The sequence below is a fragment of the Roseovarius spongiae genome (assembly GCF_003651245.1).
Lineage (GTDB): Bacteria > Pseudomonadota > Alphaproteobacteria > Rhodobacterales > Rhodobacteraceae > Roseovarius > Roseovarius spongiae.
Window position 1 is genome coordinate 308319 of record NZ_RAPE01000002.1, and the last position, 18842, is coordinate 327160.

Below are 18842 nucleotides of genomic sequence, written 5' to 3' on the forward strand. Positions count from 1 at the left end.
TTTTGCTTTGCGAAACGCCTTTGGTGGGCGACCTAGGAATCGAACCTAGCGTGCGTCTCCGCGAGGGAGTTACAGTCCCCTGCCACACCTTGCGGCCTGTCGCCCACTGACGCCGGGGGAATGCCCCCGGACGTCGGGCGCTGATTACTAGCGCGCCCCGAACCCGTCAACCGGAAAATGCCTTGCGCAAGGGGCGTGCCGGACCATATGCCGGGTCAGGAACAAGGCGGCGAGGCGCGCGATGAAGAAACCCCGCTGGGTGATCGACAAGGAACAGGCCAAGAAGGCCGCGGCGGCCGAGACCGTATGGCTTTTCGGCCTGCACGCCGTGCGCGACGCGCTGGCCAACCCCGCGCGCGAGAAGCTGCGGCTGATCGTGACGCTGAACGCGCAAGTCAAGCTCGAGGACGAGATCGCCGCCGCGGGCGTCACCCCCGAGATCGCCGATGCGCGCAGGTTTCCCGCGCCGATCGATCCGGGATCGGTGCACCAGGGCGCTGCACTGGAGGTGAAGCCGCTTGACTGGGGCGAGATGGAGACGCTCTGCCTCGGCGACGGGACGCGACCGCCGCGCGTGGTCCTGCTCGACCGGGTAACGGATCCGCATAACGTGGGCGCAATCCTGCGCTCGGCCGAGGTGTTCGGCGCCTGCGCGGTCATCGCCCCGCGCCATCACAGCGCGCCCGAGACCGGGGCGCTCGCCAAGACGGCGAGCGGCGCGCTGGAACGCCAGCCCTATCTCAGGGTGCGCAACCTTGCGGACGCGATCACGCGGTTGCAGGGCATGGGCTATGTCGTGCTGGGCCTGGACGGGGAGGCGGAAACGACCATCCGGGCGGCGCTGGAGGGGCGGCGCGACCGCGCGGTTGCGCTGGTGCTCGGCGCCGAAGGCCCGGGGCTGCGCGCCAAAACGCGCGAGACCTGCGACATGCTCGTCAGGATCGGCTCTTCGGGCGCGTTCGGCTCGCTCAACGTGTCGAACGCGGCGGCGGTCGCGCTATATGCCGCGCAGGTGGAATGAACGCGCCCGGCGAGTCGATGTTTCAGGATGCTCACGAAAAATCACAAGCGTATTACAGCGTCTTCCTAACCGGCGCGGCCTTCCTATCTCTGATGCAGAGGCGCCGGACCGGAACTTCGGCGTCTCACTTCACTGTCCCTCGTTCCGTGACTGGCGCCCAGGGTTTTCCCTGGGCGCTTTTTCTTTGCGCCGTCCGCGCTTGAAACCCGGATGGCGCGGTTTAGGGTAGGGCCATGAGCGAAAGTTACACCGACGCCTTTCTGAAGGATATCCTGACCCGCACGAGGCGGATCGCCGTGGTGGGCGTGTCGATGAACCCCGTGCGCCCGAGCTATTACGTCGCGCGCTATCTCACGCTCAAGGGATTCGAGGTGACGCCGGTGAACCCCGGCCACGCCGGCGAGACGCTCTTCGGGCGGACGGTGGTCGCCGATCTCGCCGAGATCGCGGAGCCGGTGGACATGGTCGACATCTTCCGCCGCTCCGAGCACGTGCCGCCCATCGTCGACGCCGCGCTCGCCGCCTTTCCGGACTTGCGGACGATCTGGATGCAGATCGGGGTGGAGCATGAAGAGGCCGCGAAAACCGCGCAGGCCCGCGGCGTGGACGTGGTGATGAACCGCTGCCCCAAGATCGAGTATCAGCGCCTTTTCGGCGAACTGCGCATGGGCGGGTTCAATACCGGGGTGATCTCTTCCAGGCTGTGACGTGGCGCGGCCGGGACAAGTGCGGGAAAATCGGCGCCCGCATGCGCCTGCACTGTTGATCTTTGGTGGGTGGAAGGGTTAGGTCGCGCCGAAACCCGGGGGTATTCGATGAGCGATCCGAACCAGGACGATGTGCGTCATCTCGAGACGCTCGATCGCGATCTTGGCCGTTTTTCCAACCTTGAAATCGCCGCGAGCTATATTGCCCGGCCGATCGTGGGGCCGGGGCTGGCCTTCGTCTTCGTGCTGCTGGCCGGGCTGGCGGCGGCGCTGTTCTTCGGGCAGGCCAACAATACGCTGATCGTGGTCATGGCCGCCTGCCTCGGGGCCTACATGGCGCTCAACATCGGGGCCAACGACGTCGCCAACAACATGGGGCCGGCGGTGGGGGCGAACGCGCTGTCGATGGGCGGCGCCATCGCCATCGCCATCGTGTTCGAAAGCGCCGGCGCGCTGATCGCGGGGGGCGACGTGGTGTCTACCATCGCCAAGGGCATCATCGCGCCCGAGGCGATGACAAGCGCGGCGATGTTCACCTGGGCGATGATGGCCGCGCTGCTGGCGGCGGCGATATGGGTCAACCTCGCCACCTGGATCGGCGCGCCGGTGTCGACCACGCATTCGGTCGTGGGCGGCGTTATGGGCGCGGGCGTGGCCGCGGCGGGCTTTGCCGCCGTGGACTGGACCACCATGAGCGCCATCGCCGCAAGCTGGGTCATCTCGCCCGTGCTGGGCGGGGTCATCGCCGCCGCGTTCCTGGCGCTGATCAAGTCGCGCATCATCTACCGCGAGGACAAGATCGCGGCGGCGCGCGTCTGGGTGCCGGTGCTGGTGGGGCTGATGGCGGGGACGTTTGCGGCCTATCTCGCGCTCAAGGGGCTGCGCCAGCTGGTGCGCATCGAATTCGGCCACGCGCTGCTGATCGGCGCGGTGCTGGGCGTCGCGGTCTGGGCGGCGACCATCCCGGTGATCCGGCGGCAGTCGCAGGGCCTGGAGAACCGCAACAAGTCGCTGAAGATCCTCTTCGCCATTCCGCTTGTGGTCTCGGCCGCGCTGCTGAGCTTCGCCCACGGCGCGAATGACGTGGCCAACGCGGTCGGGCCGCTGGCGGCCATCGTGCAGGCGTCGCAATCGGGGGATTTCACGCAGGCGGTCAGCATCCCGCTCTGGGTGATGGTGATCGGCGCGCTGGGGATTTCCTTTGGCCTGTTCCTGTTCGGACCCAAGCTGATCCGCATGGTGGGCGGCCAGATCACCAAGCTGAACCCGATGCGCGCCTATTGCGTCGCGCTCTCGGCGGCGCTCACCGTCATCGTGGCGAGCTGGCTGGGCCTGCCGGTGAGTTCGACCCATATCGCGGTGGGCGGCGTGTTCGGCGTCGGCTTCTTCCGCGAATGGGACGCGGAGCGCCGTCTGCGCAAGGCCCGCCGCGCGATGCCCGATCGCCCGTCCTATTCGCGCGAGGAGCGCCAGCGGCGCAAGCTGGTGCGCCGGTCCCATTTCATGACGATCATCGCCGCATGGATTATCACCGTGCCGGCGGCGGCGACCCTGTCGGGGGCGCTTTTCTGGGGGATCACCCGCCTCCTCGGGTGATCCAAGGCGCGCGCGCGGTCAATCGTCGCCATTGGGCCGGCTGAGGATGAACAGCGCGGCGAGCGCCATGCAAATCACCTGCACGATCAGCGCGACAGGCGGCGCGGACGCGGCGACCGCCGCGACGAAGGCCGCCAGCATCATCGCGATCGCGAGAACCTTGTAACGCGGCGCGATCGCGCCGCTGGCCTGCCAGTCGCGCAGCGCCGGGCCGAACAGACGGCTTTTGAGCAGCCGCGCATGAAGCGCGGGCGCACCCCTTGCAAAGCAGAAGGCTGCGAGGATGACGAAAGGGGTCGTCGGCAGAAGCGGGAGGATCGCGCCGAGCGCGCCCAGCCCGAGCGCGACGAAGCCGGCGACGCGCCAGAACAGCCGCGCGAGGTAGCGCGCCCTGATCGGCTCGCTCCGGTCGACTGCGATGTTACGCGGCATCCGGCGTCTCATGGAAGTGGTACCTTCATACCGATACGCGCTTTGCCGCTTCACGGCAACATTGGGGGCTGCGTCCTATGCGCGCGAATCGGCTTTGAAATCGGCGGCGATACGCATCTCGCGCATGGGGCGGACGCGGGCGATGCAGGCGGCATAGGTGGGATGCGCCTTGAACGCGGCGAGCGCGGCATCGTCCTCGAACTCGGCGTAGACGATGAGATCGGGCGAGGCTTCGTTGATCGCGTCGCTCTGGATGTTGCGGCCCACCTCGTAGTGGCTGGCGTGCGGGATCTCTCTCAGCATCATCAGCCCCTCGCGGACCTCGTCCACGCCATAGCCCTCGCGGACGCTGAAATAAACGATGTGACGGATCATTTGCCGTTCTCCCGTGACGCTTTCTCGGCGATGCCCGACTGGCCCTGACGGCGGGCGAGTTCGGCCATCACGTCCGACCAGGCGACGCCGCGCGATTGCAGCATCACCAGCAGGTGAAAGAGAACGTCGGCCGCCTCGGACGTCAATGCGGCGTTATCGCCGCGCACCGCCTCGATGATCGCCTCGACCGCTTCCTCTCCGAATTTCTCGGCGCATCTCTCGGGGCCGCCGGCCAGCAGTTTCGCGGTCCAGCTCTCGTCGGGCGAAGCGCCGGCGCGGGCGGCGATGGCGTCGGCCAGGTCGTCGAGCGTCATGACGTCATCCTCATCGGTATGCCGGCGGCGGCCATGTGGGCCTTGGCCTCGCCGATGGTGTATTCGCCGAAATGGAAGATCGACGCGGCGAGCACCGCGCTCGCTCCGCCCTCCAGCACCCCGTCGACAAGGTGATCGAGCGTGCCGACGCCCCCCGAAGCGATCACGGGAACGTCCACCGCGTCGACGATCGCGCGCGTGAGCGGCAGGTTGAAGCCGGCGCGCGTGCCGTCGCGGTCCATCGAGGTGAGCAATATCTCGCCCGCGCCGTTGGCCGCCGCGAGGCGCGCGAAGGCGACCGCGTCGATGCCCGTGGGCTTGCGCCCGCCATGGGTGAAGATTTCCCACTTGCCGGGGCTCACGGTCTTGGCGTCGATGGCCACGACGATGCACTGGCTGCCGAACTGCCCGGCGGCGGCGGTTATGACCGAAGGATCGGCCACGGCGGCGGAGTTGAAGCTGACCTTGTCCGCGCCGGCCAGCAAGAGCGCGCGCACGTCGGCAGGCGTGCGCACCCCGCCGCCCACGGTAAGCGGGATATAGCACTGCTCGGCGGTGCGGCGCACCACGTCAAACATGACGCCGCGGTTCTCGTGCGTGGCGTTGATGTCGAGAAAGCAGAGCTCGTCCGCGCCGGCGGCGTCATAGGCGCGCGCGGCGTCCACGGGATCGCCGGCGTCGATCAGGTCGACGAAATTCACGCCCTTGACCACGCGGCCGTCGGCCACGTCGAGACAGGGGATGATGCGGGTCTTGAGCATGGGCTTTCCGAGCTGGTTGAAGTCACGCAATCGTTTATGGGCAAACGTCATGACATGCCAGAGGATAGCCTTTGAAATCGCAACCGGGAGGAGAAGCATGAAACGACTGATCGCGATCGCGCTCGCGGCGCTCATGGGGACTGTGGCGCTGGCGGACGATGCGGGCCTCACGCGCGTCAAGGCCGCGGGCGACGTGGCCGGCACGATGGACGCGCTGGCCGAGGCGGTAACGGACGCCGGGGGCACCGTCTTTACCCGCGTCGATCACGCGCTCGGCGCCGGAAGCGCGGGACTCGAGCTCGCCCCGACGCGGGTGCTGGTCTTCGGCAATCCCAAAATCGGCACGCCGGCGATGCAGGACAACCGGCTGGCCGGGTTCTTCCTGCCGCTCCGCGTGCTGGTTTACGAGGACGGCGACGGGCAGACCTGGCTTGCCTACCAGGACCCGAAGGCGATGCTTACGGGGCTGGAGGGAATCGCGCCGGACGCGACCTATCTCGAGAAGATGGGCGCCGCGCTGGACAAGCTCACGCACAAGGCGGCGGGTATGTGACGGCGCGGCCGCCGCGTCATTCGCTGAGCGCGCTCAGCGCCGCGCCGAGGTCGATCGCCCCGTCATAAAGCGCGCGCCCCGAGATGGCGCCGTTCAACGCCGCGCCGCAATCGCGCAGAGCGACCAAATCCTCCAGTGAACTGACCCCGCCCGAGGCGATCACCGGGATCTCGACGGCCCGCGCGAGCGCCGCGGTCGCCTCCACGTTCGGTCCCTGCATCGCGCCGTCGCGTTCGATATCCGTGTAGATGATCGCCGCCACGCCAGCATCCTCGTAGCGCCGCGCAAGGTCGGTGGCGTCGACATCGGTTTCCTCGGCCCAGCCGCGCGTCGCCACGCGGCCCTTGCGCGCGTCGATCCCCACGGCGACCCGGCCGGGAAAGGCGCGCGCGGCCTCGCGCACGAGCGCGGGATTCTCCACCGCGACGGTGCCGAGGATCACCCGCGCAAGACCGCGCCCAAGCCACATCTCGATGGTCGCCATGTCGCGGATACCGCCACCCAGTTGCGCAGGCACGCCGGCCCGCGCGAGGATCGCCTCGACCGCCGCCGCGTTGACCGGTGCGCCCTCGAAGGCGCCGTTCAGGTCGACGAGGTGCAGCCATTCGCAGCCCGCCGCGACGAATTGCGCGGCTTGCTCGGCGGGCGAGTCGCTGAACACGGTGGCGGTGTTCATGTCGCCGCGCAGCAGGCGCACGGCGGCGCCGTCCTTGAGGTCGATCGCGGGGTAGAGGATCATCGGCGCGGCCCTTTCATGGCGGTCGGATTGCGGACTTCCATTGGCATGGGCGCGCGCGCGATGCAACGCGACCCCACGTCATTCTTGATCGGCGGGGGCGATTGCCCCCAAGCTCGGGACATGCATCTGGTCAGGGAGGATACCGGGATGAAGAAAATTGCACTGGCCGCCGCGGCGGCGATGATGGCCGCCGGGACGGCTCTGGCCGATCCGGTCGAGGGCGTCTGGCAGACCCAGCCCGACGACGGCAAGTTCGCGCATGTCAGGATGGCGCCCTGCGGTCCGGCGTTCTGCGGCAAGATCGTGCGCGCGTTCAAGGACGGGGGCAACGAATACAAGTCTCCGAACCTGGGCAAGACGCTGGTCATCGACATGAAACCGGAGGGCGGGGGCGCCTACAAGGGGCGGGTGTGGCGGCCCTCCAACGACAAGATCTACCTCGGCAAGATGCAACTGAACGGCGACAGGCTGGCGCTGCGCGGCTGCGTGGCGGGCGGGTTGATCTGCTCCAAGCAGACCTGGGTGCGGGTGAAGTGACACCCGCGCGTGCGGCCGCGGGCGGGTTCAGGTCTCGACCCGGGTAAAGTAGCGCGTCAGTCGCCCGGCGCGCCGAACACGGACCAGCCGGTGAGGTCGGTCAGGCGCTGCATGGCCTCGGTGCCGAGCTTGGAGTTCCCGTATCGGTTCAGGCCCGGCGCCCAGACCGCGATCGACGCCACGCCGGGCGCGATGGTGAGGATGCCGCCGCCCACGCCGCTCTTGCCGGGCAGGCCGACGCGGTAGGCGTAATCGCCGGACCCGTCGTAATGCCCGCAGGTCATCATCAGCGCGTTGATCCGCCTCACCCGCCCCGGCGAGACGAGCCGCGGCGCCCCCTCGCAGGCGGTCAGGAACAGCCCGGCATGGGCGAGTTGCGCGCAGGTCATCTCGATCGCGCATTGATGGAAATAGACGCCGAGCGTGAGGTCGGGCGGATGGCGCAGGTTGTCGTGCGAGCGCAGGTAGTGCGCCAGCGCGAAATTCCGGTGGCCAGTCGCGATCTCGGAGCGCGCGACGCTTTCGTTGATGTGAATGTCGTCGTCATTCGCCGCCGCCTGCACGAAGCGCAGGATCGCGGCCAGGGCCTCGCGCGGCTCGGACCCTTCGAGCACGGCGTCGGTGGTGACGATCGCGCCGGCGTTGATGAAGGGATTGCGGGGACGGCCCTGTTCCTGTTCCAGGAGGATCATCGAATCAAACGCCTGGCCCGAGGGTTCGCGCCCGACGCGGTTCCAGAGCCGGTCGCCCAGCGTGCCCAGCGCGAGCGCGAGGGTGAAGACCTTGCTGACCGACTGGATCGAGAACCGATGGCTCGCGCGTCCGGCCGTCAGCGTCGGGTGGCCGGGGCGGGCGACGGCGATGGCGAACTGGTCTGGGGCGACGCCGGCGAGATCGGGGATGTAGTCGGCGACGCGGCCCTTGTCCGCCGTCGCGAAGGCGGCGTCGGCAATCTGGTCGAGGATACGCTGTAGGGCGGCGTCCTCCATCGCGCTCAGGGTCGCCAGCGCAGGAAGTTGGCGATGATGCGCAGCCCGGTGGCGTGGCTTTTCTCGGGGTGGAACTGGGTGCCGATCATGGTGTCGCGCCCGACGATGGCCGTGACCGGCCCGCCATAGTTCACATGCGCCAGCAGTTGATCGGGATCCTCCACCCGGAACTGGTAGGAATGGACGAAGTAGGCGTGATCGCCGCTCTCGACCCCGTCGAACACGGGATGCGGGCGCTCCAGAACCAGGTCGTTCCAGCCCATATGCGGCACCTTTAGCGCGGGATCGGCGGGCGTGATCGGCGCGACCGTGCCGGCGATCCAGTCGAACCCGGGAGTCGGCGCATGCTCCAACCCGCGCGTCGCCATCATCTGCATCCCGATGCAGATGCCCATGAAGGGCCGGGCGCGGGCGACGACCGCCTCTTCGAGCGCCTCGAACACGCCGCGATGATCGAAGAGCGCCGCGCGACAGGCCGGGAAGGCGCCGTCGCCGGGCAGCACCACGCGGTCGGCGCGGCGGATCAGTTCGGGGTCCGAGGTGACGGTGACGACGCCTGCGCCGGCCTCGCGCGCCATGCGCTGGAACGCCTTCTCGGCCGAGTGCAGGTTGCCGCTTTCGTAATCGACGATGACGGTCGCCACGGTCAGAGCGCGCCCTTGGTCGAGGGGACCGCGTCGGACCTGCGCGGGTCGGTCTCGACCGCGTCGCGCAGCGCGCGGGCGACCGCCTTGAATGCCGCCTCGGCGATGTGGTGGCTGTTGAAGCCGTGCAGCGCGTCCACGTGCAGCGTCATGCCGGAATGGGTGCTGAACGCCTGGAAGAATTCGCGCACGAGTTCGCAGTCGAAACTGCCGATCTGCTGGGTGGGCAGGGCGACGTTCCAGACAAGGTAGGGCCGGCCGCTGAGGTCGAGCGCGGCGCGTACCAGCGCGTCATCCATCGGCAGCAGGCAGGCGCCGTAGCGTTTGATCCCGCGCTTGTCGCCAACCGCCTCGGCCAGCGCCTGGCCGAGCGCGATTCCCACGTCCTCGACCGTGTGGTGATCGTCGATATGCAGATCGCCCTCGCAGCGCACGGTCATGTCGATCAGCGCGTGGCGCGCCAACTGGTCGAGCATGTGATCGAAGAACCCCACGCCGGTCTGGTTGTCATAGGCGCCCGAGCCGTCGAGCGACAGCTTGACCGAGATATCGGTTTCGTTCGTTTTGCGGGTGATGGTCGCTTGGCGCATGTATGGTTTCCGGGGCTGAGGTTTCTGCCGCCCTTATAGGCAGAAGCCCCCAGCGCGCCAAGGGTGCGCGGGAGTGAAGACGCGGTGCGCGCAAAAGAAAGGCGCCGCGGGTGGGCGCGGCGCCTTCAGGAAGAACGAGGATCGGCGTTACAGCGCCTCGCCCTTCTTCTCGTCGACCTTCTCGACCACGATGTCGGCGAAGGCGTCGAGCATCGCGTGATAGAAATCGTCCTGCGACGGCGGGATCACGATGACGTCCGGGCCGCCGGTCGCCTCGCCTTCGGTGGCGTGCAGGATGACCGGCACGTTGACGAAGGGCTGGGGCTGATCGCTCGCCTTCTCGGGTTTCTCGATCGTTGATTCGCCCGGCTCGCCGATCACGACGCCGACCAGCTGGTTGAACTCGCCGCTTTCGGGCAGGATGGTCGAGCCGTCCACGGCGATCTCCGTCACCTCGACGGTGATCGATGGGTGCTCCGCCTTGCCGGTCAGGTTGACCCGCTCCGTGATCGCGGCGCCGAGATCGGCGGCGAGCTCGGGCCAGTAGTCCAGCGCGTTGCTGTTCTCAAAATCGGTGAGATCGGTGCGGACTTCGACGTCCGACACGGCGAGCGGGTCTGCGGCGGCGACGCCGCCGGCCAGCGCGATGGCTCCGCCGAGGATGGTCGTGCGCATCAGGTACATCATGCTCATGTTCTTTTCTCCAGTTTGGGCCGCGCGCGGGGCGCGGCCGGTGTCGCATAGTCTGCCGCTCCGACGGGTCCGCCGGGGCGGCGTGATTGCATGACGGTACAACGGGCGGCGCGCGCGGCGGTTCCGTCCCGGGGTGGGGCCGGGCGCGAAAAACGCTGCTTGATGAGCGGTCTGGCGCCGGCCGTTTCGCGTCCGCGGCTTTCAGTAGTCGACCGGGGCGGACTCGCTTTCGCTTTCGGCGGTGAAGGTGACGTGCATCTCGTACCTGTCGGGCAGATCGTTGATCTCGAGCGTGCCGTCGAGCTGCGCGGCGAAGGATGCGATCAGCCGCGACCCGAGCCCCGTGCCCGCATCCGGGTTTTCCTCGGGGGTGGGCTGACGCCCGCGGGAGTTGATCACGCTCAGGCAGTATTCGCGATCGCCTTGGTGATGCAGCACGATCTGTATCCAGGCGCCCGACTCGTCGCCGTGGCCGACGAACTTGACCGCGTTCATCGCCGCCTCGGTCGCGAGAAGGCAGAGCGGCACCGCCTGGTCGGCCGATATCTCGGCCGGGCTGAAATGCGTCGAGATGGATATGTGCTGACCGTCCTCGTCGAGGCTGCCGACCTTGACAAGCTGGCTGACGATCGAATCCAGCAACTCGTCGGCGGGGACGACCGATAGCTCGCGCGCGGCGTAGAGCGTGCGGTGGATCGCCGCCAGGGCCATCACCCGGTCCTGCACGCGACGCAGGAGATTACGCGCCTCGAGGCTGTCGGCCTTGCGGATCTGCATGTTCATGATGCTTGAGATCAGTTGCAGGTTGTTCTTGACCCTGTGGTGTATCTCCTTGAGAAGTATCGTCTTTTCCGCGACGCTCTCTTCGCGCCGGCGTTCGTGTTCGGAAAGCTCGCGGGTCATCCTGCGGAACGCCTCGGCGACGATCTCGAACTCTTCGGGCGCGTTCTGAAGCTTCGCTTCGGAGAAATCCGTGCGCCCGGCGGTGTACATGCGCATCCAGTTGCGCAGCCGGTAGACATGGCGCACCGCAAGGCGGTTGATGCCGACATAGGCCACCGCCATCGCGACCAGCCACATCAGCAGCGGGAAATAGACGCTGATCATCGGCCCGACGCCCGGCAGCAGGTTGCCCTCGCGCGGCTCCCAGCTTCCGAGGCCATAGACGACGCCGTCCACGATCGGCACGATGGCGAAGTCGCGCACCAGCCCGGCGCGGTTCTTGCGCCGGAACGTCTGGGGCACGTCCCTGGCCAGATCGGACAGCTCCATGCCGGCGGGCAGCGCGGTCCGCCGTTCGTCGTCGAACGCCTCCGTGGCGAGGATTTCACCCCTTGCCCCGAAAATGAGCAGTTCAACCGCCCGCCCCGGCGCTTCGAGCAGGGCGTTCGCGACCTCGTAAGGGATCGCGATCCAGACCGCCCCGAGGAATTCCCCTTCCGCGACGAGCGGCACGCTCACGCTGAGAACCATGCGTCCGCTCAGGACCTCGCTGGAATGCGTGATGACGCGGGGTTCGTGGTCGGCGACGCTGTCGGCGATCATGTCGGCCTTGTCGATCGCGCCGCGCTGCCCGCTTGAGGTGCAGCGCAGTTCGTTCTGTTCGGTGATGTACCCGGCGAAAATGTACCGCGCATCCCGGGCGACCAGCTTTTCCAGCACTTGCCGGCAGATTTCCGGATCGTTGCGCAGCACGACCGTAGCCGAGGAAATCGCGCGCGCCGCGCCGATCGCCGACTGGATCAGCTCGCGCTCGTCGGCAGTCATCGATTCGGTGTGCTGGGCCAGGGCGGTCCGGGACAGGTTGCGCGATTCCCGGAGCATCTTGGACGACTGGTACACAGAGATGAGCGCGAGCGGCAGGATCGCGATGCTCAGGATCGCGATGATCTGGACCGCGAGACCCGCGCGCCCCCCGACCCTTGCCGCCCGCCGCCAGGGCATCAGGCCGAAGACCCTCCTGAAACCACGGCGCGCGTCGCCGCATCAGTCATTTCGATCTCTTCGTCGTCGTCCATGTCCATCAGTTCGGCGAGGCGCTTGCGGGCGCGGTTGGTGCGGCTCTTGATGGTGCCGATGGCGCAGTTGCACATCTCGGCCGCTTCCTCGTAGGAAAACCCTTCGGCGCCGACCAGCACCAAGGCCTCGCGCTGTTCGTCGGTGAGCTGGGCGAAGGCTTCGCGAAAGTCGTTCATCGCGAGGCGTCCGTCGTGATGCGGTTTTTCCGAAAGCTGGTCCGCCATGATCCCGTCGGGATCCTCGACCTCGCGCTTGCGCTTGCGGTGCAGCGAATAATAGGTGTTGCGCAGGATCGTGAACAGCCAGGCGCGCAGGTTGGTGCCGGTCTCGAACTTGTCGAAATTGCTCCAAGCCTTCACGACCGCGTCCTGCACGAGGTCGTCAGCGGTGGCCGAATTGCGCGTCAGGCTCATCGCGAAGGCGCGCAGCGCCGGCAGGTGAGTAACCAACTCATCCCTCGGGTCCATCTGTGTGGTCACTGCTCCTGCCCATCCTCCGCCTCTTTCGGGCTCGCTCCCGCTTCGCTTTCCTTCAATTGCTGAAGCAACCGGGTAAAGCGATCCGGCACCTCTTCGTCGATTGTCTCCTTGTAGACACGCTGAAGGTTGCGGTCGATTTCCTGGTCCAAGCGAGAACCTCTCTTTTCTGTTGCCATGATATATGCCAGCCTGCGTGTCGTCTGAAATTGCGGGGTGAGCGCGGCGCTTTTTTTTACATCGCTATCGGAACCTAACACCGCCGAGAACCGTTCGGTTCCCGAGAATTACAAAAAAACCTGAAACACGTCGAGGACTTCATGACAGAAACTGTGGGACAAACCAGCATCGCCGACGCCATAGGGCGGGAACTTCCCTATCTTCGCCGTTATGCGCGCGCGCTCACTGGAAGCCAGGAAACGGGCGACACCTACGCCGCCGCGACGCTCGAGGCGATCCTCGAGGATCGCAGCCTCTTCGAGCAAAGCACATCGCCCAAGATCGCCCTGTTCAAGGCGTTCAACGGGATCTGGGTCTCCTCGGGCGCCCCGGTCGAGGGGGCGAAGGGCGAACCGGGCGGCAGTTCCGGCTCTGCCGAGGATCGCGCGCAATGGCGCCTCGCCGGGCTGACCAAGAACACCCGCGAGGTCCTGCTGCTGCACGCGATCGAGGGGCTGACCACCGAGCAGATCGGCGAGGTTATCGGCGTTTCCGGCAATGAGGCGCGCGAGCTGCTGGACATCGCCCGCTCCGAGATGTCGAAGGCCGTGGCCGGGCGCATCATGGTGATCGAGGACGAGGCCATCATCGCGATGGACATCATGGCCATCGTCGAGCAGATGGGCCACACCGTCACCGGCAACGCCCGCACGCGCGACGCGGCGGTCGAACTGGCGCGCAAGGATCCGCCCGACATGATCCTCGCCGATATCCAGTTGGCCGACAAATCCTCGGGGATCGACGCGGTGGCGCATATCCTGAAGGAACATGGCGACGTGCCGGTGGTGTTCATCACCGCCTTCCCCGAACGCCTGCTGACCGGGGAACGGCCCGAACCCGCCTTCCTGATCACCAAGCCCTACTCGGAAGAGCAGGTTCTCTCGGCGGTCAGTCAGGCGATGTTCTTCTCGAGCACCGAGACGCTGCTGACCTGATTCGGTTGCTCGGAACCAATGACCATGGCGGGCGTTCACCCGCCGATAATCGGCCGATTAATCAAAGGAGCATAAAGCATGGCAAGCAATTCGGACAAGGTGACGGTGGACGACCTGAGCAAGCAGATCGAGACGCTCAAGAGCGATATCGGCGCGATCACCACGATCCTGTCGGACCTCGGCATGCAGAAGGGCAGCGAAGCCCAGCAGCGGGTGCGCGACGCGGCCCTGCACGCAAGGGAGCGCGGCGAGGCGCATCTGCACGACATGCAGGCCCGCGCCGAGGATCTCGGGTCGCAGGCGGCGAACGCGGTGCGTCAGCAACCCGCCACCGCCGTCGGTCTGGCCGTCGGGTTCGGATTCCTCGTCGGCCTTCTGACCAGCCGGAAGTAAGCGGATGACGCCCATGGTTGATGCGGTCTCGCGGCAGGCGCGCGAGGCGGTCGCGATGACTGCGCTCGGGCTTGCCGGGGGGCTGCTGCTGATCGTCGGAATGGCGTTTCTAACGGTCGCGCTCTGGATTTTCTTGGCGGCGGCGGAAAGCGCGCTGATCGCGGCGCTGGTCATCGGGCTGCTTTACGTGGGGCTGGGGCTTATACTGTTCGCGGTCGCCTCGGCCCGCCGCCGCCGCGCCGAAAGACGCGCGGCTCTCGCCGCGGCGCAGACGCCCAAGAGCTCGCCCTTGATGCAGGTGGCCGAGGGCTTCGCCATCGGTATGCAGGCCGGCCGCGCGGCGCGCTCTCGCCCCAAGTGAGCGGGTTCAGATCGCGTCCACCACGAAATCGGGCGCGATCCCCGAACGCCGGATCGCGTCCGCGACATCGAGCCCGGCCAGCGCGCCGCGCGCGGTGACGAGCGCGGTCGCGAACCCGGCCTGCTGGCCGCCGAGGATGTCGGTGTGCAGCGTATCGCCCACCATCAGCACGCGCCCGGGGGCCGGCGGCCGGGCGCGCCGCGCCAGCGCGAGATCGAAGATGTCCGGGAACGGTTTGCCTAGGAATTCGGGCGCGACCCCCGTCGCATCGGCCAGCGCGTGCGCGAACCAGCCGGGTTCGCGCGACAGGCCAGTTTCGCGGGGCGCGACCAGGTCGGGATTGCCGACGAGGACCGGGCGGGGATGGGCGCGCACCGCGTCCTCCAGCAAAGCCTGGCGCGCGTTCGTCCAGCCGTCCGAGCCGATCAGCAGGAAGCCCTCGGCGCGGGCGTAGTCCTCGGGGGCGTCGGTCAGTATGGAGTGGTCGAGCCCGGAGAACTCCGCGGTATCCGCCTGCGGGTTCAGCATCATGCCCCAGCGGCGGTTCGGCTCGCGCGTCAGCCGGTCCAGCAGGGCCTCGCGGCTGGTCACGACCTCTTCGGGCGCGAAATCGAAGCCGAGCGCGGCGTAGCGGGCCATCATGCGGCTCTTGGGGTAGGCGGCGGAGTTCGACGCTACCGCCACCGCCTTGCCCATGCCGCGCAGCGCCGCGATGGCGTCCGCCGCGCCGGGAATGGCGGTCTCCCCGACGTTCAGCACCCCATAAGCGTCGAACAGGATCAGATCGAACGGGGTGACGATGTCGAGGAACCGGGCCGGCGTCGCAAGCCCCTGCCGCGCGGCCGCGGGCAGGCGGTGGCGCAGCCTGAGATAGGCGGCGAACGCCTCGGCGGGATCGACGGGGGTGGGGGCGTCGGGCGCGAGAGCGTTCACAGTATGCGCCGCCTCAGGAACGCCGAGACGATCTCGCCCAGCACCACCAGCGCAATGATGGCGAGCAGGATCGTCGCGACCTCGGGCCAGTTGAATGTATCGATCGCACCCTGCAGGATGATGCCGATGCCGCCCGCACCGACGAGGCCGAGTACGGTGGATTCGCGCAGGTTGATGTCCCAGCGCAGGATCGACACCGCCCAGAAGGTCGGCATGACCTGCGGGATGATTGCGTAGACGATCACCTTGAAGCGCGAGGCGCCCGTCGCCTCCAGCGCCTCGACCGGGCGCTGGTCGATCTCCTCGATCGCCTCACCCAGCAGTTTGCCGATGAACCCGATGGAGCGGAACATGATCGCCACGATCCCGGCGACGATGCCGGGGCCGAAGATGGCGACGAACAGAAGCGCCCAGATGATCGTGTTGACCGAGCGCGACGTGACGAGGATCAGCCGCCCCAGCCACAGCGTCGCGCGGTTGGGCGTGGTGTTCTGCGCGGCGATATAGGCCACCGGCAGCGACAGCAGCACGGCGAGCGCGGTGGCGAAGGTGGCGATGTTCACCGTCTCCCAGAGCACCCGCAGGATGGTGGCGAGGTTGCTCGGGTCCGGCGGGTACATCCGCCCGAAAAGGTCGCCGATCTGCTCGGGCGCGCTCCAGACCCAGGGCCAGATCACCTCGATCGAGGTAAGCGCCCACATGATGGCCAGCGCGCAGAACGCGAGCGCGCCCCAGCGCGCCAGCTTCTGGCGCGGAGTGAAGCGCGTCCATTCGTCGCGGCCGAATTCTTCGCGGATCGAACTCATTGGATGCGTTTCCGGATGACGCCGCTCACCGCCTCGGAGACGAGGATCACGGCGACGATGACGATGGTGATGGCGAGCGCGAAGTCGTAGTCATAGCGTCCGAACGCGTTGGCGAGCGTCGCGCCGATCCCGCCCGCCCCGACGATGCCCACCACGGCCGAGGCGCGCAGGTTCGAATCGAGCTGGTAGATGCTCAGCCCGATCTGGCGCGGCAGGATCTGCGGGAAGATCGCGTAGAACAGCGTCGACAGATAGGGCGCGCCGGCGGCGCGCATCGCCTCGACCTGGCCGAAGTCGATCTCCTCGATCCGCTCGGCCAGCATCTTGGCGACGAAGCCGATGGAATAGACGATCAGCGTCAGCACCCCGGCGAAAGGGCCGAAGCCCACCGCCTTGACGAACAGGATCGCGACGATCACCGGGTGGAAGCTGCGCGCGACGATGACGATGGCCCGCCCGAGATAGAAGACGGGCAGGGGCGCGATGTTGCGCGCGGCCATGAAGGCGATGGGGATCGACAGGACCACCCCGCCCGCCGTCGCCAGCACCGCGATCTTGAGGCTTTCGAGAAAGCCGTCGATCAGCAGCCCGCTGCGCGCAAAGCTGGGCGGGAAGGCGCCGCCAAAGATGCGCCCGGCGCGGGTGATCCCCTGGGCGACGCGGTCCCAGTCGATGGGCATGGTCAGCCCGACCCAGACGAAATAGCCGATCACGCCAAGATAGACCGTCCAGCGCAGCGCCGGGTTGGCGATGAAGGGCGGCTTCCTCCAGGTATCGCGCGGCGCCGTGCTCATGACGCGGCGGCCGCATCGGCGCCGGTGCGGTCCGCATGCGGGCTGCCAGCGTAGATTTCGTCCATCGCCGCCTGGTCGAGCTGCGCCGGCCTGTCGTCAAAGATGATGCGGCCATAGCGCATGCCGACGATGCGGTCGGTGTATTGCTTGGCCTCGGTGACGTTGTGGATGTTGATCAGCACCGGCAGTTTCAGCTCCCCGGCGAGGTCGCGCAGAAGGCCCATGATCTGCTCGGACGTCTTGGGATCGAGCGAGGCGGTGGGTTCGTCCGCCAGCAGGATATCGGGATTCTGCATCAGCGCGCGCACGACGCCGACCCGCTGGCGCTCCCCGCCCGAAAGCTGGTCGGCGCGGGTGTCGGCGTAATGGGCGATGCCGACGCGCTCCATCAGCTCGTAGGCGCGGCGGATATCGGCGCGCGGATAGCGCCGGGAAACGGCCGCCCAGGTCGAGATATAGCCCAGCCGCCCGGACTGGACGTTCTCCATCACCGTCAGCCGGTCGACGAGGTTGAACCCCTGGAACACCATGCCGATCTTGCGCCGCGCCGCGCGCAGCGCCTTGCCGCGCAGGGTGGTGAGCTCGGTCCCGTTGAGGTTGATCGATCCCGAGGTCGGCTCGACCAGGCGGTTGATGCAGCGCAGGAGCGTGCTCTTGCCCGCGCCCGACGAGCCGATGATCGACACGACGCTTTCGCCCTCGATGGTGAGGTCGAGATTCTTGAGGACCGGATCGCCGCTGCCGTAGCGTTTGACGAGGTCGGTGATCTTCAGCATGGAAACGCTTTCATTGCGGGCCGGTCGCATGGACCGGCCCCGGCAGGGTGTCATTATTCCGCGGCGAGACCCTGCGGCGTGTATTCGACGCCGTTGGCCTTCTGGATCTGGCGGATGACCTTCCACTGGTCCTTGTAGGTGATCGGAACGAACTTGCTCACGCCGGTGAATTCCTCGCCAAGCGCGGTGCCCTCGAAATCGAAGCTGAAGAACGCCTCCTTGATCTTCTCCTGCAACTCGGGCGCGAGGTCATGCGCCATGCCGTAGGAGGTGGTCGGGAACGGGTCGCTTTCCCAGACGATGCGTACTTCCTCGGGATCGTAGAGCCCGCGCTCGGCCATGCGCACGACAACCTCCGAGGCGACCGGCGCAGCGTCGTAGTCGCCCGCGACGACGCCCAGCATCGACTGGTCGTGGCTGCCCGAATAGGTCACTTCGTAATCCTCGTCCGGCACCACGCCGAGATCGGGAAAGAGCGCGCGCGGCGCGAGGTTGCCCGAGTTCGACGTCGGCGAGGTATGCGCGACACGCTTGCCCGCCAGGTCCGACATCTCCTGGATGTCGCTGTCAGCCTGGGTATAGACCTGCAAGGTGTAGCCGAAGGTGCCGTCGTCGCTGCCCATGATGGCGAAGGGCACATCCCCCGCAAGGTTCACCGCGAACGGCGTCGGCCCGGTGGAAAAGCCCGCGATATGCAGCCTTCCCGAGCGCATCGCCTCGACCTCGGCCGAGTTGGACTGCACGGCGAAGAATTGCACGTCCTTGCCGGTCACTTCTTCGAGATGCTCGATGAAGGGGTTCCAGATGTCTTCGTAGATCGCCGGATCCTCGACCGGAGTATAGGCGAAGACGAGCGTATCCGGGTTCTTGAGCTTGGCCGGATCGGTCGGCGTGTCGGCGACGAGATCGCCATCGGCGTCGCAATACATCGCGTCCAGCGCGCCGCGATCGGGGCAGTCGTCCTGCGCGAACGCGCCGTTCGCCGCGATGGCGAGCGCGGCCAGCAGACCGCCTGCGGTGATGTTTTTCGTGAGCATGTTTTCCTCCCTGATTGAGTCCCGCCGTCTCTGCGCGGGCGCTTCGCGCCGATACGATCACCAATATCCGCGCTTTGCAACATTTCCCGTGGGTCTCCCGGCGTCATCCGTGGGCGGCGCGCCGCTGCGCCCTGCGATATGG

25 protein-coding genes and 1 tRNA gene are annotated in these 18842 nt (G+C 67.3%); 8 read left to right on the forward strand and 18 right to left on the reverse strand.

Annotation, left to right across the window (positions count from 1 at the left end; genetic code table 11):
- Positions 1–21 precede the first annotated feature (21 nt).
- A tRNA-Tyr gene (locus D6850_RS19435) sits at positions 22–105 on the reverse strand.
- A 136-nt stretch (positions 106–241) separates the two neighbouring features.
- Between D6850_RS19435 and rlmB the strand changes: the two genes are divergently transcribed.
- The 3 genes from rlmB to D6850_RS08265 all read left to right on the forward strand — a co-directional run bounded on the left by rlmB (position 242) and on the right by D6850_RS08265 (position 3324).
- Complete coding sequence (gene rlmB, locus D6850_RS08255) at positions 242–1021, forward strand: 23S rRNA (guanosine(2251)-2'-O)-methyltransferase RlmB (RefSeq protein ID WP_121165738.1); 780 nt, start codon at positions 242–244, stop codon at positions 1019–1021.
- A 233-nt stretch (positions 1022–1254) separates the two neighbouring features.
- On the forward strand, positions 1255–1728 hold the full coding sequence (locus D6850_RS08260) for a CoA-binding protein (RefSeq protein WP_121165740.1): 474 nt from the start codon (positions 1255–1257) through the stop codon (positions 1726–1728).
- 108 nt (positions 1729–1836) lie between these two features.
- Positions 1837–3324 (forward strand): inorganic phosphate transporter, encoded by a 1488-nt coding sequence (locus D6850_RS08265; RefSeq protein WP_121165742.1) that lies wholly within the window; start codon positions 1837–1839, stop codon positions 3322–3324.
- Between the two features lie 18 nt (positions 3325–3342).
- On the opposite strand, the gene D6850_RS08270 is transcribed toward D6850_RS08265, so the two are convergent.
- From D6850_RS08270 to hisF, 4 genes are all read right to left on the reverse strand, one after another.
- Complete coding sequence (locus D6850_RS08270) at positions 3343–3756, reverse strand: YbaN family protein (protein ID WP_121165744.1); 414 nt, start codon at positions 3754–3756, stop codon at positions 3343–3345.
- 75 nt (positions 3757–3831) lie between these two features.
- A complete protein-coding gene (locus D6850_RS08275; RefSeq protein ID WP_121165746.1) occupies positions 3832–4131 on the reverse strand; it encodes a Dabb family protein in 300 nt (99 codons plus the stop codon).
- Positions 4128–4445: a phosphoribosyl-ATP diphosphatase gene (locus D6850_RS08280; RefSeq protein WP_121165748.1), complete on the reverse strand. Its 318-nt coding sequence runs from the start codon at positions 4443–4445 to the stop codon at positions 4128–4130. The genes D6850_RS08275 and D6850_RS08280 overlap by 4 nt, the downstream gene beginning before the upstream one ends.
- On the reverse strand, positions 4442–5206 hold the full coding sequence (gene hisF / locus D6850_RS08285) for an imidazole glycerol phosphate synthase subunit HisF (protein ID WP_121165750.1): 765 nt from the start codon (positions 5204–5206) through the stop codon (positions 4442–4444). The genes D6850_RS08280 and hisF overlap by 4 nt, the downstream gene beginning before the upstream one ends.
- Positions 5207–5303: 97 nt before the next feature.
- Here hisF and D6850_RS08290 point away from each other — a divergent pair, with 97 nt between their 5' ends.
- Positions 5304–5759 (forward strand): DUF302 domain-containing protein, encoded by a 456-nt coding sequence (locus tag D6850_RS08290; protein WP_121165752.1) that lies wholly within the window; start codon positions 5304–5306, stop codon positions 5757–5759.
- Positions 5760–5775: 16 nt separating this feature from the next.
- On the opposite strand, the gene hisA is transcribed toward D6850_RS08290, so the two are convergent.
- The gene (gene hisA, locus D6850_RS08295; RefSeq protein ID WP_121165754.1) at positions 5776–6498 is read right to left on the reverse strand and encodes a 1-(5-phosphoribosyl)-5-[(5-phosphoribosylamino)methylideneamino]imidazole-4-carboxamide isomerase; all 723 of its coding nucleotides are present in this window, start codon (positions 6496–6498) and stop codon (positions 5776–5778) included.
- Between the two features lie 147 nt (positions 6499–6645).
- On the opposite strand from hisA, the gene D6850_RS08300 reads away from it, so the two are divergent.
- Entirely contained in the window at positions 6646–7035 is a 390-nt protein-coding gene (locus tag D6850_RS08300; RefSeq protein ID WP_121165756.1) for a DUF2147 domain-containing protein, read from the forward strand.
- Positions 7036–7091: 56 nt separating this feature from the next.
- Here the strand turns inward: D6850_RS08300 and D6850_RS08305 are convergent, their stop codons facing one another.
- The 7 genes from D6850_RS08305 to D6850_RS08335 all read right to left on the reverse strand — a co-directional run bounded on the left by D6850_RS08305 (position 7092) and on the right by D6850_RS08335 (position 12625).
- Positions 7092–8024, reverse strand: coding sequence for a glutaminase (locus tag D6850_RS08305; RefSeq protein WP_121165758.1), 933 nt, complete (start codon positions 8022–8024; stop codon positions 7092–7094).
- Between the two features lie 5 nt (positions 8025–8029).
- On the reverse strand, positions 8030–8668 hold the full coding sequence (gene hisH / locus D6850_RS08310; protein WP_121165760.1) for an imidazole glycerol phosphate synthase subunit HisH: 639 nt from the start codon (positions 8666–8668) through the stop codon (positions 8030–8032).
- 2 nt (positions 8669–8670) lie between these two features.
- Positions 8671–9258, reverse strand: coding sequence for an imidazoleglycerol-phosphate dehydratase HisB (hisB, locus tag D6850_RS08315; protein WP_121165763.1), 588 nt, complete (start codon positions 9256–9258; stop codon positions 8671–8673).
- Between the two features lie 147 nt (positions 9259–9405).
- On the reverse strand, positions 9406–9951 hold the full coding sequence (locus tag D6850_RS08320) for a hypothetical protein (protein ID WP_121165765.1): 546 nt from the start codon (positions 9949–9951) through the stop codon (positions 9406–9408).
- Between the two features lie 201 nt (positions 9952–10152).
- Positions 10153–11895, reverse strand: a complete 1743-nt coding sequence (locus tag D6850_RS08325; RefSeq protein ID WP_121165767.1) for a sensor histidine kinase — start codon at positions 11893–11895, stop codon at positions 10153–10155.
- Positions 11895–12437, reverse strand: a complete 543-nt coding sequence (locus tag D6850_RS08330; RefSeq protein ID WP_121165769.1) for an RNA polymerase sigma factor — start codon at positions 12435–12437, stop codon at positions 11895–11897. Before D6850_RS08330 ends, D6850_RS08325 begins: the two co-directional genes overlap by 1 nt.
- Positions 12438–12445: 8 nt before the next feature.
- Positions 12446–12625 carry a NepR family anti-sigma factor gene (locus D6850_RS08335; protein WP_121165771.1) on the reverse strand — a complete coding sequence of 60 codons (180 nt, stop codon included), beginning with the start codon at positions 12623–12625 and terminating at the stop codon, positions 12446–12448.
- Between the two features lie 141 nt (positions 12626–12766).
- Between D6850_RS08335 and D6850_RS08340 the strand changes: the two genes are divergently transcribed.
- The 3 genes from D6850_RS08340 to D6850_RS08350 all read left to right on the forward strand — a co-directional run bounded on the left by D6850_RS08340 (position 12767) and on the right by D6850_RS08350 (position 14354).
- On the forward strand, positions 12767–13600 hold the full coding sequence (locus D6850_RS08340; RefSeq protein WP_121165773.1) for a response regulator: 834 nt from the start codon (positions 12767–12769) through the stop codon (positions 13598–13600).
- Positions 13601–13678: 78 nt separating this feature from the next.
- Positions 13679–13993: an ElaB/YgaM/YqjD family protein gene (locus D6850_RS08345; RefSeq protein WP_121165776.1), complete on the forward strand. Its 315-nt coding sequence runs from the start codon at positions 13679–13681 to the stop codon at positions 13991–13993.
- A 13-nt stretch (positions 13994–14006) separates the two neighbouring features.
- Positions 14007–14354 carry a phage holin family protein gene (locus D6850_RS08350; RefSeq protein ID WP_245964136.1) on the forward strand — a complete coding sequence of 116 codons (348 nt, stop codon included), beginning with the start codon at positions 14007–14009 and terminating at the stop codon, positions 14352–14354.
- Between the two features lie 6 nt (positions 14355–14360).
- On the opposite strand, the gene D6850_RS08355 is transcribed toward D6850_RS08350, so the two are convergent.
- Genes D6850_RS08355 through phnD form a run of 5 tightly spaced genes read right to left on the reverse strand, consistent with a single transcriptional unit; the run spans position 14361 to position 18700 of the window.
- Complete coding sequence (locus tag D6850_RS08355) at positions 14361–15287, reverse strand: HAD-IIA family hydrolase (RefSeq protein WP_121165780.1); 927 nt, start codon at positions 15285–15287, stop codon at positions 14361–14363.
- A complete protein-coding gene (gene phnE / locus D6850_RS08360) occupies positions 15284–16093 on the reverse strand; it encodes a phosphonate ABC transporter, permease protein PhnE (RefSeq protein WP_121165782.1) in 810 nt (269 codons plus the stop codon). Before phnE (D6850_RS08360) ends, D6850_RS08355 begins: the two co-directional genes overlap by 4 nt.
- A complete protein-coding gene (gene phnE / locus D6850_RS08365; protein WP_121165784.1) occupies positions 16090–16887 on the reverse strand; it encodes a phosphonate ABC transporter, permease protein PhnE in 798 nt (265 codons plus the stop codon). Before phnE (D6850_RS08365) ends, phnE (D6850_RS08360) begins: the two co-directional genes overlap by 4 nt.
- Positions 16884–17663: a phosphonate ABC transporter ATP-binding protein gene (gene phnC, locus D6850_RS08370; RefSeq protein WP_121165786.1), complete on the reverse strand. Its 780-nt coding sequence runs from the start codon at positions 17661–17663 to the stop codon at positions 16884–16886. The genes phnE (D6850_RS08365) and phnC overlap by 4 nt, the downstream gene beginning before the upstream one ends.
- A gap of 53 nt (positions 17664–17716) precedes the next feature.
- Positions 17717–18700, reverse strand: coding sequence for a phosphate/phosphite/phosphonate ABC transporter substrate-binding protein (gene phnD / locus D6850_RS08375; RefSeq protein WP_121165788.1), 984 nt, complete (start codon positions 18698–18700; stop codon positions 17717–17719).
- Positions 18701–18842: the final 142 nt, after the last annotated feature.

Coding starts and splice junctions, on each gene's coding strand:
- D6850_RS08340 (WP_121165773.1), top strand. CDS start 12,767: ATGACAGAAACTGTGGGACAAACCAGCATCGCCGACGCCATAGGGCGG.
- phnE (WP_121165782.1), bottom strand. CDS start 16,093: ATGAGTTCGATCCGCGAAGAATTCGGCCGCGACGAATGGACGCGCTTC.
- D6850_RS08350 (WP_245964136.1), top strand. CDS start 14,007: ATGGTTGATGCGGTCTCGCGGCAGGCGCGCGAGGCGGTCGCGATGACT.
- D6850_RS08265 (WP_121165742.1), top strand. CDS start 1,837: ATGAGCGATCCGAACCAGGACGATGTGCGTCATCTCGAGACGCTCGAT.
- D6850_RS08320 (WP_121165765.1), bottom strand. CDS start 9,951: ATGAGCATGATGTACCTGATGCGCACGACCATCCTCGGCGGAGCCATC.
- D6850_RS08335 (WP_121165771.1), bottom strand. CDS start 12,625: ATGGCAACAGAAAAGAGAGGTTCTCGCTTGGACCAGGAAATCGACCGC.
- hisB (WP_121165763.1), bottom strand. CDS start 9,258: ATGCGCCAAGCGACCATCACCCGCAAAACGAACGAAACCGATATCTCG.
- D6850_RS08330 (WP_121165769.1), bottom strand. CDS start 12,437: ATGGACCCGAGGGATGAGTTGGTTACTCACCTGCCGGCGCTGCGCGCC.
- D6850_RS08325 (WP_121165767.1), bottom strand. CDS start 11,895: ATGCCCTGGCGGCGGGCGGCAAGGGTCGGGGGGCGCGCGGGTCTCGCG.
- D6850_RS08260 (WP_121165740.1), top strand. CDS start 1,255: ATGAGCGAAAGTTACACCGACGCCTTTCTGAAGGATATCCTGACCCGC.
- hisF (WP_121165750.1), bottom strand. CDS start 5,206: ATGCTCAAGACCCGCATCATCCCCTGTCTCGACGTGGCCGACGGCCGC.
- rlmB (WP_121165738.1), top strand. CDS start 242: ATGAAGAAACCCCGCTGGGTGATCGACAAGGAACAGGCCAAGAAGGCC.
- D6850_RS08345 (WP_121165776.1), top strand. CDS start 13,679: ATGGCAAGCAATTCGGACAAGGTGACGGTGGACGACCTGAGCAAGCAG.
- D6850_RS08305 (WP_121165758.1), bottom strand. CDS start 8,024: ATGGAGGACGCCGCCCTACAGCGTATCCTCGACCAGATTGCCGACGCC.
- D6850_RS08290 (WP_121165752.1), top strand. CDS start 5,304: ATGAAACGACTGATCGCGATCGCGCTCGCGGCGCTCATGGGGACTGTG.
- hisA (WP_121165754.1), bottom strand. CDS start 6,498: ATGATCCTCTACCCCGCGATCGACCTCAAGGACGGCGCCGCCGTGCGC.
- D6850_RS08300 (WP_121165756.1), top strand. CDS start 6,646: ATGAAGAAAATTGCACTGGCCGCCGCGGCGGCGATGATGGCCGCCGGG.
- phnD (WP_121165788.1), bottom strand. CDS start 18,700: ATGCTCACGAAAAACATCACCGCAGGCGGTCTGCTGGCCGCGCTCGCC.
- phnC (WP_121165786.1), bottom strand. CDS start 17,663: ATGCTGAAGATCACCGACCTCGTCAAACGCTACGGCAGCGGCGATCCG.
- phnE (WP_121165784.1), bottom strand. CDS start 16,887: ATGAGCACGGCGCCGCGCGATACCTGGAGGAAGCCGCCCTTCATCGCC.
- D6850_RS08280 (WP_121165748.1), bottom strand. CDS start 4,445: ATGACGCTCGACGACCTGGCCGACGCCATCGCCGCCCGCGCCGGCGCT.
- D6850_RS08275 (WP_121165746.1), bottom strand. CDS start 4,131: ATGATCCGTCACATCGTTTATTTCAGCGTCCGCGAGGGCTATGGCGTG.
- D6850_RS08270 (WP_121165744.1), bottom strand. CDS start 3,756: ATGCCGCGTAACATCGCAGTCGACCGGAGCGAGCCGATCAGGGCGCGC.